Source organism: Psychrobacter cibarius, assembly GCF_016107535.1.
GTDB lineage: Bacteria > Pseudomonadota > Gammaproteobacteria > Pseudomonadales > Moraxellaceae > Psychrobacter > Psychrobacter cibarius.
The window spans coordinates 1-12,171 of record NZ_JABASQ010000026.1 but is presented as its reverse complement, the minus strand read 5'-3'; the positions used below and the strand labels follow the sequence as shown (position 1 = coordinate 12,171).

Genomic DNA, 12,171 nt, shown 5'->3' with positions numbered 1-12,171 from the left:
CACAAACTATATTAACTTGCTGAATAGTGTTATTGGCTTTTGCAACACTGAGTTTTAAAGTGCTGACTTGTAAAATGCTGGCTACAGCATTCAATAAAGTCTAAAAAGTTGCTCATTAGCCTTGATGTAAATGTTGTTTTTAAAGTTGTTATCGTTAGCAATGTGTTGATGCCTATATTGGCATGAGCGCATTGCTTTTTAACTTATATCCTATCTGTAGTGACCCTGCGCTTTTGCCATTGAATTGATATAAAAATTAATATGGGGCAAGAGTGCGCTTTGCTCTAAAAAGTTGTACTGTACTATGACCACCCAAAACGTCATCAAAAAACCAGTTACGCCCATTAAAACAACCAGGCGTGGCATCATCACCGCACTCATTGCCTTTTTTATCTGGGGTGGGTTTCCATTATATTTTAAACAATTGGCCGCCTACGATGCGACCGAGATTATCGGTCACCGTATTATTTGGACGTTTGCTTGCTTGCTTATCGTGTTGGTAGTCACCAAGCGCTGGCAATGGATCGATACCTTAAAGAAAAATCCGAGATGGATCGCGTTCTCATTTATATCGGGTTTGATTATTGCCACCAACTGGCTCACTTATGTATGGGCCGTCAATCACGACCGTATTCTCGAAGCCAGTTTGGGGTATTTTATCGGACCATTGGTGGGCGTTGCGCTATCGATGATTTTATTCAAAGAGCGCTTACGTACGCTGCAATGGGTTGCCATCGGTTTCGCCTTATTATCCGTAGTCATTCAAGTAGTTATGATTGGTAGCTTGCCATGGATATCACTGATTTTAGCCTTTAGTTTTAGTACTTATGGCACCATTCAACGGCAGACACCTTTGACGGCAGTCGATGCTATGTTTGTCGAAACAACGATGTTGGTGCCGATTTGCTTATGGTGGTTCTGGCAAGCAGATGTGGTCAGCAGTCAATTGAGTTTTTGGTTTAGTCCGAATATTTGGCTACTAATGATCGCAGGGCCGATTACCTTGATACCGCTGTTATTGTTTAATAAATCTACCAAGCTCGTTGCTTATAGCATTTTAAGTTTTATGAATTATCTGACACCGACCTTTATCTTCTTCTTAGCGGTGTTCTATTATAACGAGCCATTTGATTTACAACGTCTTGCAGTGTTTGGTCTGATTTGGTTTGGTCTGTTATTATTCAGCATTGACTTATGGCGTCATCGCCCTAGTAAAGCGCTAAAAGCCGCGCGTTTGCGTGAAGAGGCGTTGCAGAAAACCAATTAAAAACCTGAGTTCAAAATCTAATTGAAATTTAGTAAACAAGGATGAGAGCATGTTTCATACCGAATCTGATGTGGTATTCGTTAAAGGCTTGACAGTGGAAGCCGTCATCGGTGTTTATGCATGGGAGCGCGCAATCACGCAGCCGCTGCTGATTGATATAGCACTTGAAACAGATATCAGCCGTGCGGCTATCTCAGATGATGTCAACGATGCGCTGAATTATAAAGCGGTTTGCGATGATGTGAGCGCGTGGTGCCAAGCGATTAAAGCTCAGTTGCTAGAGCATTTAGCGTTGCAAATCGCTGATAAGTTGCTTGCCAAATATAGCTGTCATAAAATCACTTTAAGCATTGCTAAGCCCACTGCTATCAAGCAGGCCGATGCGGTTGGGGTACAGATCACGCGTTATGCAACGGCCATTGAAGATAAGCCAGTTGTAAGCAAGGACGATGATGCATAATATGCATAAAAATTTGGCTGATTTGAGTCTTGAAACGCTAAAAAAGCAGACGCCTGAACTGTTGCAAACACAATCTGTGACGGCAGTATTATTGGCTTTAGGCAGTAATTATCAAGCTGAACATTATCTGCCGCTTGTCCGAAAGGATCTAGCGGCGCTAGGGGGAATACAGTTATCTACTGCATTTGAAAATCCTGACTTTACATCGACCGAAGCGCAACCAAAGCCCGATTATACCAATCAGTGCGTTTATTTGCGTTTGGGAGAGCCAATGACACTGCAACAGTTACAGCAGGTTTTTAAAGATCTTGAGGGTGACTGTCATAGGCAGCGTCTAACAGAAGCTCAGACGCCAATAAAAAAAGTTACGATGGATATCGATATTCTATTGATAGAAACGCTATTAATAGAAGTTGTTTCTGATAAAAATAGCCTAAGCAGCAATAAGGAATTTGAAGAGTCTAATTGGATTGTAATGGCAGATCGTTACCCATTCAAAGCGCATGAAAGAGCAGGGGTTGAAGAATTAATTTCAGATATTCCGTAGTTTTATGGATATTTAATATCAATTTTGAATAAAATGGAGTATTAAGAGCTGTACTAGTTAGCATAAAGCTTAACTAGTACAGTTCGTTTTTTACACTGAATCTATCTGTTTATTATATCGTTATGCTTTTTAGGAAATCTATTTTTGATATTTGATTATTAAAAATTGTTTGTTTTATTAACATCCCAAATATGCTCTACGTAGAATTTAAAATGATACTTTCTACCTTGAAAAAATACTTGATAACCTAGCCATCCATAAATCTGATTCTACACCACTACCTAGGGAAAAACTATGTAAGGGCTGAGAAGGGTCTTTAATTTCCACCTTAATCACATTCATTTGTCTTGTGCTGGATTGATTTGTGCTGACTTGATAGTAGCTAATTATATCACTGTAATCACATATGGTGATATGAGGTTCACTACTGGGATTAATAGTAAAAACAATTTTTTTAGCATTATCGTCTATTATTATTCCGGATGCTTCATAAGATGGATTAATCCCATTTCTTATAGCCAGTTTCTTATAGTGATCATGAACATTATTATGAAATACCCCTACATTACCTGTGAGATAACGTTTTATTTTATCAAATACAGATAAGCCAATAAAAACGAGTAAAAAAATTAAAATAAATGCTAAAAGTGCTGCACCGGCATCCCATTTTATAAATGCAATATAACCAAATATAAACGGTAATGTTATAGCTATTAAAAATGTTTTTTTGGATAATAAAAATACAATTTTTCTAGCTTTAGGTGGATTGGAAGATTCTGTTCTGATTTTCTATATTGACATTTCGACGCTCATTCAATGTAAAGGTTAGGAAAAGTATTTATGTATTGGAGTATACATATTACTATCTTTGAACAAGAGTTCATACTGAAAATTAGTTTGTAAGCTAGTGGATTGATTAAAAGCTGTGATACCTATAAAATAGAATATCGCTGCAATCGAAGTATTTTATGATTTTGGGTGGAGTGGATAGGAAAATTGCTGTTAAAGGTAAATGAAAACTATCGAAAGATTTTTCTGAAAAAATCTCAAAATAAAAGCTAGGCAAAATGCCCAGCTTTTATCTAACTCACATGGTTTAGCTTAAAAAGCCTTACTGCGCCGTCAAACCACCATCAACGACAAACTCTGAACCTGTCGAGTAGCTTGAATCATCTGACGCCAAGAAGAGCACCATGCCGCTGACTTCTTCGGGCTGAGCAACACGTCTCATCGGAATAGTTTTGGCAAATGCTTCAACCGCATCTTTGGTATCACCTTGCATAATCATCGGTGTGGCGATGACGCCTGGATGAATGGAGTTCACGCGAATGCCATGAGGGGCGCACTCTAATGCTGCCGCTTTGGTCATACCGCGTACCGCAAACTTAGAATCGGTATAACCGATAGCGCCGCCAACCAAGCCATTAATTGATGAGATATTGATGATAGAACCTTGTTTGGCGGCTTTCATGGTTGGAATAACCGCTTTCATGCCTAAAAAGACCGACACCTGATTAATTTCTAGAATCTTGCGATACGCTTCTACTGACGTATCTAAAATAGATTTGTGCGTAGTGATACCTGCATTATTTACCAGGACATCAATTCGACCAAATTTTTCCTGTGTTTCTTTAACGACTTGCGCCCAATCATCTTCATTGGTGACATCATGTTTGATAAATAACGCATCAGCGCCAAGCTCTTTTGCTAATGCGTCGCCTTTATCAGAGTTGATGTCGGTCAAGACCACCTTAGCGCCTTCTGCCATACACAAACGCGCATGCGTTTCGCCCATGCCTTGAGCGGCACCAGTAATAATGATAACTTTATCTTGTAAACGAGCCATGAGTTTTCCTGTTTTTTTAGTTATGAATAATGAAAGAGTATAGGACACAATCGCTAAATACTCCTTAGTGATTATGAAACCAAAAGTGAATACTTGATATTTTTAAATGATAATTTTAAACATAGCATTTGAATAATGCTTTTGGCTGATTTTTTTAAATAATGTGGTGAGGAAGTAATGTACAACGACATATTAAATTTCTGTTTTAATGAGGTGGGTAGTGAGAAGTTTTTTGAGAAAGACATAGCGTTTGATAAATTACTAATAGAGCGATACAGTGATTTGCTTGAGCAAGCAGCGGCGTCAGAGCTATACGAATGGCGATGTAATATTCAGGGTAGGTTGGCTGAAATTATTATATTGGATCAATTTTCACGCAATATTTACCGTGATACGCCAGCGGCTTTTGCCCAAGATGCGATGAGTCTCGCGCTCGCGCAAGAAGCGGTTGCTGCTGGTATATTAGAGGCGCTTGAAACTATAGATGAGCGCAAGTTCTTATTGATGCCTTATATGCACAGCGAATCGAAACTGATTCATCAGCAAGCAGAAAAGCTATTTAAGCAATATACCAATGCAGATACCGTGGATGCTGAGCTTAAACATAAAGTGATTATCGATTGTTTTGGTCGTTATCCGCATCGTAATGACATTTTAGGACGGGTTTCGAGTAGCGAAGAAATAGCGTTTTTGACGCAGCCTGACTCAACTTTTTTATAAATATTGTTTGTCAAATGGCTAGTCAGTAAAGCGCTATTTATCAATTGGTCAAAATAGAAAAAAGAGGCTAAATAGCCTCTTTTTTATTCAGTATCGACGACAGCTAGAAGATTACTTCTGCTCAGTGCCTATCTCATCTATATCGGCACGGCCAATCACATCGATATCCTCTAAGCATAATTTATCATATTCTTTTTTACAAAAGTCAGGATCGATTTTGCACATCGCTGCTTGTAATTGATCGAGACGATTTTCTGATTGTTGAATATGCTCTAGCATTTTAGCAAAAGCTTCAGCCACAGGATCTTGTGAGGATGGGTCGATACCATAAGCTTGAAACGCGGTTTCGCGTGCTGAATGATTGGTGGCTTTTTCATCTATTGGTTTTTTATCTACTGCCTTTTTATCTTTGCCCTTATCTGTAGAAGCAGCTTGCGCTACTTTTTCTTGCTGGTTGGCATCATCGACTTTTTTGACAAGTGGATTGCCCTTTTCATCATGATGGTCTGATATCATTCTCGCAGAACTCCCGACCATGGTCGCACCTGCTGGTACTGCCTTTACTACGACGGCATTTGAGCCAATTTTGGCGCCTTTACCGACAGTAAATGGCCCCAATACTTTAGCACCAGCACCAACGATAACCCCATCTTCCAAAGTAGGGTGGCGCTTGCCATTATTCCAAGAGACGCCGCCAAGCGTTACCCCGTGATAAAGCGTCACATCATTGCCAATCTCTGCCGTTTCGCCAATAACGATACCCATACCATGATCAATAAAAAACCGTCGACCGATTTTGGCAGCAGGGTGTATCTCAATACCTGTGATGATACGTGAGCCATAAGAAATCACTCGCGCCGCCAGTTTTTGTTCATGATTCCAAAGATAATGGGCACCGCGATGTAGGACGAGCGCGTGGATGCCAGGATAAGTCAAGATGACTTCCAGACTATTACGCGCAGCAGGATCACGGTTAAATACCGCATCGATATCTTCTTTTAGGTCTTTTTTGATGCGTGAAAGTGATTTGAATAAGGCAGTTGGCAATGACATAAATTGTCCTATCGTATTTTTGATTACAATCAATTTAGTTATAGCAGCTTTGCAGCACAAAATATAGCGATGAGCGATAAATAAAAACAGACGACTGACAGATAAAATGCCAATCATTGACAATTCATCTAAAGGCAATTATTTATGATTTAGCTATCACTGACAACATATTTTAGCAGCTCAACAACTTGCTCTGGCGTTTGCGCCCAAGCCATTGCCGCCGCATCGACTTCTTTTAGCGGATGGATAATATCTTCAGCATGAAGGGTAATGTACGGCTTGCCTAAAGCCGCGCAGTAGCCAGCATCGAATGCAGCGTTCCACTGCTTATATTTATCACCAAAACGAATGATAGCAATGTCGCACTTTTGAATCATGTTTTTGGTGCGAATCGCATTTACCTTTGATGACTGATGGTCGCGCCAGAACCCATTATCTTCTTTACCGAGTACGTCACCGGCGGCATCACTGGCTTCATGTTCAGTGACTGCGGAGGTAAAGATAATGTCTAAACCTTTGTCTTTCGCGCCTTGCATGATTTTTTGTCGCCAGTCGCTGTGTATTTCTCCGGACAAATAAACGTTCCAATTCATCATCAATTCCTTTTTATTATTGAATCATATCATTTTTAAAACCATAGGATTTGTAAATGCTACTGCTGTTATTGCAACAGAAATTCAATGCCAGAAACTTTGCATATTAAAAGCTTTAGTCTTTTGCAAGTTTGGCAATCAAAGCGCTTAATAGCTGATATTCTTTTTGATCAAGCTGTAAGCGTGAGCCCAGTCGTGACAGCCGCGATGGTAATGACTTCAAGTTTTCACTATCGGCTAAACCTCGTTGAACCATCAGTTCAGTGGTGCGATGAGTCAGCTGTTGCAATTGCTGCTGGGTAATGGCGGGTTCATCCCATTGCTGACGTAAATGTACATCGAGCATTGGCTGAGTAGTAGTGCCCAAAGCAGTATCTAAACTATCCGCTGTCTGAGTGTGTGATTGCGCGTAAGCAAAAATAAAGCTAGCGATTACTTGCACGGCTGACGCGACATTGAGTACAGGATAAGCAGGGTTGGCATCGATTTGGATATGATAATCGGCATAAGCCAACTCTTCATTGGTTAATCCACGATCTTCACGCCCAAATAGGATAGCGATATTTGGTTTACTAGCAGTAGCAGCCGATAGGGTATCAGCGTTGCTCGACGCCGACTGTTTATCGATAAAATCAAACATAATCTTAGCAGCTTGCGTGGGTGTCACGACAGGGCGGGGCAAATGACGACTGCGACTGCTGGCAGCAAATACCAATTGGCAATCCGCAATAGCAGATTCTAAAGTAGGTGCAATCAAGGCTGATGATAGCAGCTCGCTGCCACCTGCTGCATGAGACACACTGGTTTCATCAATTGGTAGCTTGGGATCGACAACCGTCAAACGAGACAAACCCATTGTGTGCATTGCGCGCGCTGCTGAGCCAATATTGGCAGGCAAAGTGGTATTAACCATGACGATTTGCACACAAGACAAATAGTCGCTCACCGTATGATGGACAGTAGATGCTGCTAATATAGGGGTAGAATCATTACTCATTATAACCCCAATCTTAGATTGATTTCTTGTTCTGCGCGTTGCAATGCGACGGCGATATTTTCAATCAGTGCCGCTTGCTCGCTGATAAGACGCTCGCGGCAGCGCTCTTGTAATTGGCTGCTCAAGTTCATTAATTGGGTCGTGCCCAAGTTGGCGCTGGCCCCTTTTAGCGCATGAGCAACCTCAAAACCATTGGCATTGTCATTTTCTTGCTGAGCGACTCGCAGCGCACTTACTCGCTGCTGACTGTCAGTGATATACACTTGTATCAAATCAGCAAAGTCTTCTTCTAACAAATCACGCATGTCTTCAAATTGCTCATGATTAATGATTTCTTCAGCTTGGTGAGCCATGTTTTTATTTGGGGTTTCATCCATGGTTTTATGTCCAATTCTAAAAGTTAAAACGGTAAAGGGTTTGTAATAAATACGTCAATGTTCTTCAGGTATTAGGGCGTGTCCTCAATTCAATCAATTACTCTCTAAATGGGCTAAATTTTGTTAAACATCGTCAATAGCTTATCAATATCTCGATATTAACGGCGCTATCTTCCTTGTTTGACGGCAACTTATCTCATTTTTATCACCATTTTTAAAATGAGGATACGCCCTAGCTATAATGGAAATGCAAATTGTCTTCACTAACCATATTCTTTAATTGCTGTAAGTTATCATCGTTGGGGTAGATGCGCCAGTGCTCAGATAGCCCTACGTTAGCGATGCCAAATTCCTCATAAATGCTCAGTCCCAGTGGCAGACAATTATCATTAATGGAGGTGTCGGTATTGCTCAAAGCATTATTGGCATAACTTTGATTAGCACTATTTTGATTCATGTCATTTTCTAGCGCCAATAAATCATTGCCATTTTCATCATATAAACTTCCGCCCATCGCAGAATCGTAGCCACTATTGCCATTAAAGTTGCCACTTTGCTCGTCTTGCTCGTTGTCATGAGACAGTTTTGGTGCCGGAATAATGCTGGCTTGTGCAGACTTGAGTAACGGTTGCAGTCGCGTCAGCAGATTGATGTCGCTGCCATGAATTTTAATACTGATTTTTTTCATCCATCTTAGGCGCGCATCGACCATGCTCATGGCACTATCAAGACGGGCAAATAAACGCCCATCACGCTCACGAATGCTGCCTTTGATGATGACGACTTCATCAATTTTCAACTGTTCTTTGACACGATTGAAACGCTCGGCATAGCAGCTTACTTCCAGCCTTGAAGTGCCGTCATCTAAGATAATGACATTGCGATTACCAAAGTTGGCAATATCAATAATCAATCCGGCGAAATAACAGCTACCGTTATAGCCCGTGTCAGTCAGTTTATCGAGACGAGTGCCTGAGGTATAGCGTTTTAACTCATCCAAGTATTCATTGATTGGATGACCCGTCAAATACAATCCTAACGTGTTCTTTTCTGCTTTTAAACGATGTTTATCACCCCAAATCAGCTCTGGCGTCATAACCAGTGGCGGCGCGGCGACGACACCATCCATTTCACCAAACAAATCCATCATGCCGATTTCACGGTTCTGACGGTCTTGTTCAGCAGCTTGTACGGCACTTGGCAGCTGGCTCATTAATGCGCCGCGAATCTCGTACGCTTCATCGGCTGGTAAATCTGGTCGTAGGGTGGCTGCAAAGTCATCAAAACAACCAGCGTTTATCAGTCCCTCTAAAGTGCGTTTATTAACCTTTTTGATATCAACGCGGCGACAAAAATCATAGAGATCTTTAAACGGTCCTTCACGGCGGCGTGCATCAACGATAGACTCGACCGCGCCTTCACCAACGCCTTTAATCGCACCTAAGCCATAAATAATATTGGTTGGGGTATCGGCAACGAAATGCCATTCACTGCGATTTACCGATGGATTAACCACGGTCAAATCAAAGTTTTCACGGCAATCATTGATAAAGAACACCACGTTATCGGTATTGTTCATATCGGAAGTTAATACCGCCGCCATAAACTCAGCAGGATAGTATTGTTTTAGATACGCAGTCTGATAAGCGAGCACGCCATAAGCAGCCGAATGCGAGCGGTTAAAACCGTAACCGGCAAACTTCTCCATCAAATCAAACACACCGCCTGATGTCGCTTCATCAATACCTTGCTCGGTTGCACCAGTAATGAAAATATCGCGCTGCTTAGCCATTTCCTCAGGTTTCTTTTTACCCATCGCACGGCGAAGCATATCTGCGCCGCCTAAGCTATAGCCTGCCATCACCTGCGAGATTTGCATGACCTGTTCTTGATAAACAATAACGCCATTGGTATTTTCTAAAATCGGCTCAAGATTGGGATGGTCATAAATCACTTCCTCGCGACCGTGCTTACGGTCGATATACATCTCTACCATGCCAGCATCAAGCGGACCTGGGCGATAGAGCGCACACATGGCGATCACATCTTCGATGTTGGTCGGTTGTAATTTCGCCAGATACTTTTTCATGCCCATACTTTCTAGCTGAAAGACGGCAGTGGTCTTAGCATCTTGCAAGAGCTTGTAGGCTTTTTTATCATCTAACGGTAGGTCTTCTAACACCAACGCATCTTTGCCTTCTTTGGCACGGCGCAGATTGATATTTCTGACAGCGGCATCAATCACGGTCAAGTTACGTAGACCCAAAAAGTCAAATTTTACTAGCCCAACCGCTTCAACGTCATCTTTATCAAACTGGCTGACACGGTGACCTTCGTCATCACAATAAATTGCGCTAAAATCTGTGATTCTGTGCGGCGCAATCAATACGCCACCAGCATGTTTACCCACGTTCCGGCAAATGCCTTCAAGCTTAATCGCCATCTCCCACACTTCAGTGGCATCTTCATAATCCATATTGTCAGGATTAGAGATTAAGTCTTTTAACTGTGGCTCTTGCTCTAATGCTTGACTGAGCGTAATTCCCGGTGTTTTGGGAATAAGTTTCGACATTTTGCTGGCAAGGAAGTATGATTTACTTTGCGCGCGTGCGACATCTCGAACTACCGCTTTTGCTGCCATCGTACCAAAGGTAATGATTTGCGAGACCGCTTCACGACCATAGGTTTGCGCCACATAATCAATAACGCGGTCGCGACCTTCGATACAGAAGTCAATATCGAAATCGGGCATGGACACACGCTCGGGATTCAAAAAGCGCTCAAATAATAAGTCGTAATGAATAGGGTCGAGGTCGGTAATATTGAGCGAATAAGCAACGAGTGAGCCTGCACCAGAACCACGACCAGGACCGACTGGTACGCCATTGGCTTTTGCCCAGCGGATAAAGTCCATGACGATGAGGAAGTAACCAGGAAAGCCCATTGAAAGAATAACCTTTAGCTCATACTCTAAGCGGTCATCATATCTTTGGCGAAACTCGATCCAATTATCGCTACGTTTCTCGATGGGGAATAGTTTATCTAGTCGATTATTCAGACCCCGTATTGATTCTGCGCGGAAAAACGATTCAATGGTCTCACCTTCAGGCACAGGAAAGTCAGGTAGTACGTTGATACCAAGCGTCAACGTCACATTACAGCGGCTTGCTAAGCGCAAAGTATTATCTATAACCTGCGGAATATCAGCAAATAGCTGCTGCATTTGTGCTTGGGTTTTAAGATATTGCGCATCAGAATAAGTTTGCGGGCGATTTTGGTCGGCAAGTACGTAGGAGCCTGCGATACAAACCCGCGCTTCGTGAGCATCGAAATCATCCTGCTCTAAGAAACGCACGTCATTATGAGCAATGATAGGAATATGATGCTTAGCACCCGAATGAATAGCCGCTTTAATAAAGGCGTCTTCACCTGAGCGATTGGTACGCTTAATCGCAAAATATAAGCGATCAGCAAATTGCGCTTGCCATTCTATTAGCAGCTCATCGGCTTTTTCTGGCATAGATCCAACCAGTGCCTGACCGACATCTGATTTTTCAGTAAATAAGACAATCACGCCTGCCGCATGCGCTAAAATATGACTGCGCTTGACGACTGGTACACCATGATTGGCATCGTCGGCGCGTCCTTCGGTAAAGCCGAGCGATACGATACGAGTGATGTTTTGATAGCCCTCGTTGTCCATCGCGAGTAGGGTGAGCCGAGTGTCTTCATTTTCCATGATGACTTCACTGCCGATAATGGGCTTGATACCCGCACCTAGGCAAGCACGATAAAACTTCACCGTGGCATACAGATTGGACAAATCGGTCAATGCCAGCGCGCGCTGATGGTCAGCCGCCGCAGCTTTCACTAGCGGCTTGATACGCACGATAGAATCAGTGATTGAATATTCGCTGTGGATGCCAAGGTGTACAAATGCCATAGAAGACTCTTACTAGTACGATCAAAAGCTATAAGCTATCGATAAAATAAAGGATATGTATCCGTTATTTATATGGATGTTCAAAGGTAAATAAGACCTCGATAGCCATGTTGATACGTTTTAAATGGGGTCGTCAATAATAGCATTATTTGCCGTAGACAGCCACTGATTCAAAGGGTTTAATCTGAGTGAGAGGATTTGTTTTTCTTATTTATAAAGGTGAAATTTTGCTGTGTTTTGTCTTAATATTCGATAAAATAAACATTTGTTTTTAGATGGTGTGATGTACTGCTAGTTTTACTATAGTAGATCTTTTATAAAAGTGGTACATTAGTTTTAAAACAAGCGAAAAGTAAAAAGATTATGAC

The 12,171-nt window shown here is 41.9% G+C and carries 10 protein-coding genes; 4 read left to right on the top strand and 6 right to left on the bottom strand.

Features of this window, described 5'->3' with window-relative positions; all coding sequences use genetic code 11:
* Positions 1-304 precede the first annotated feature (304 nt).
* The 3 genes from rarD to JFC08_RS11915 are packed head-to-tail and all read left to right on the top strand — an operon-like array spanning position 305 to position 2,274.
* A complete protein-coding gene (rarD, locus tag JFC08_RS11925; RefSeq protein ID WP_055124102.1) occupies positions 305-1,267 on the top strand; it encodes an EamA family transporter RarD in 963 nt (320 codons plus the stop codon).
* A 49-nt stretch (positions 1,268-1,316) separates the two neighbouring features.
* Complete coding sequence (gene folB / locus JFC08_RS11920; protein WP_198330855.1) at positions 1,317-1,727, top strand: dihydroneopterin aldolase; 411 nt, start codon at positions 1,317-1,319, stop codon at positions 1,725-1,727.
* Complete coding sequence (locus tag JFC08_RS11915; RefSeq protein ID WP_227697761.1) at positions 1,720-2,274, top strand: 2-amino-4-hydroxy-6-hydroxymethyldihydropteridine diphosphokinase; 555 nt, start codon at positions 1,720-1,722, stop codon at positions 2,272-2,274. Before folB ends, JFC08_RS11915 begins: the two co-directional genes overlap by 8 nt.
* Positions 2,275-3,385: 1,111 nt before the next feature.
* On the opposite strand, the gene JFC08_RS11910 is transcribed toward JFC08_RS11915, so the two are convergent.
* Positions 3,386-4,120: a glucose 1-dehydrogenase gene (locus JFC08_RS11910; RefSeq protein ID WP_198330854.1), complete on the bottom strand. Its 735-nt coding sequence runs from the start codon at positions 4,118-4,120 to the stop codon at positions 3,386-3,388.
* Between the two features lie 177 nt (positions 4,121-4,297).
* Here JFC08_RS11910 and JFC08_RS11905 point away from each other — a divergent pair, with 177 nt between their 5' ends.
* Positions 4,298-4,840 carry a DUF924 family protein gene (locus JFC08_RS11905; RefSeq protein WP_198330853.1) on the top strand — a complete coding sequence of 181 codons (543 nt, stop codon included), beginning with the start codon at positions 4,298-4,300 and terminating at the stop codon, positions 4,838-4,840.
* Positions 4,841-4,951: 111 nt separating this feature from the next.
* Here the strand turns inward: JFC08_RS11905 and cysE are convergent, their stop codons facing one another.
* The 5 genes from cysE to dnaE all read right to left on the bottom strand — a co-directional run bounded on the left by cysE (position 4,952) and on the right by dnaE (position 11,803).
* Complete coding sequence (gene cysE / locus JFC08_RS11900; RefSeq protein WP_244656511.1) at positions 4,952-5,854, bottom strand: serine O-acetyltransferase; 903 nt, start codon at positions 5,852-5,854, stop codon at positions 4,952-4,954.
* Between the two features lie 188 nt (positions 5,855-6,042).
* Positions 6,043-6,486 (bottom strand): YtoQ family protein, encoded by a 444-nt coding sequence (locus JFC08_RS11895; protein WP_198330851.1) that lies wholly within the window; start codon positions 6,484-6,486, stop codon positions 6,043-6,045.
* A gap of 115 nt (positions 6,487-6,601) precedes the next feature.
* Complete coding sequence (locus tag JFC08_RS11890; RefSeq protein ID WP_198330850.1) at positions 6,602-7,483, bottom strand: RNA methyltransferase; 882 nt, start codon at positions 7,481-7,483, stop codon at positions 6,602-6,604.
* Entirely contained in the window at positions 7,483-7,860 is a 378-nt protein-coding gene (locus JFC08_RS11885) for an Hpt domain-containing protein (protein ID WP_045455494.1), read from the bottom strand. Before JFC08_RS11885 ends, JFC08_RS11890 begins: the two co-directional genes overlap by 1 nt.
* Positions 7,861-8,092: 232 nt before the next feature.
* The gene (gene dnaE, locus JFC08_RS11880) at positions 8,093-11,803 is read right to left on the bottom strand and encodes a DNA polymerase III subunit alpha (protein ID WP_198330849.1); all 3,711 of its coding nucleotides are present in this window, start codon (positions 11,801-11,803) and stop codon (positions 8,093-8,095) included.
* Positions 11,804-12,171 lie beyond the last annotated feature (368 nt).

What these genes read in the sequence shown, in the direction of transcription:
- folB (WP_198330855.1), top strand. Translation starts at nt 1,317, where the DNA reads ATGTTTCATACCGAATCTGATGTGGTATTCGTTAAAGGCTTGACAGTG.
- JFC08_RS11915 (WP_227697761.1), top strand. Translation starts at nt 1,720, where the DNA reads ATGCATAATATGCATAAAAATTTGGCTGATTTGAGTCTTGAAACGCTA.
- JFC08_RS11905 (WP_198330853.1), top strand. Translation starts at nt 4,298, where the DNA reads ATGTACAACGACATATTAAATTTCTGTTTTAATGAGGTGGGTAGTGAG.
- dnaE (WP_198330849.1), bottom strand. Translation starts at nt 11,803, where the DNA reads ATGGCATTTGTACACCTTGGCATCCACAGCGAATATTCAATCACTGAT.
- JFC08_RS11885 (WP_045455494.1), bottom strand. Translation starts at nt 7,860, where the DNA reads ATGGATGAAACCCCAAATAAAAACATGGCTCACCAAGCTGAAGAAATC.
- JFC08_RS11910 (WP_198330854.1), bottom strand. Translation starts at nt 4,120, where the DNA reads ATGGCTCGTTTACAAGATAAAGTTATCATTATTACTGGTGCCGCTCAA.
- JFC08_RS11890 (WP_198330850.1), bottom strand. Translation starts at nt 7,483, where the DNA reads ATGAGTAATGATTCTACCCCTATATTAGCAGCATCTACTGTCCATCAT.
- rarD (WP_055124102.1), top strand. Translation starts at nt 305, where the DNA reads ATGACCACCCAAAACGTCATCAAAAAACCAGTTACGCCCATTAAAACA.
- JFC08_RS11895 (WP_198330851.1), bottom strand. Translation starts at nt 6,486, where the DNA reads ATGAATTGGAACGTTTATTTGTCCGGAGAAATACACAGCGACTGGCGA.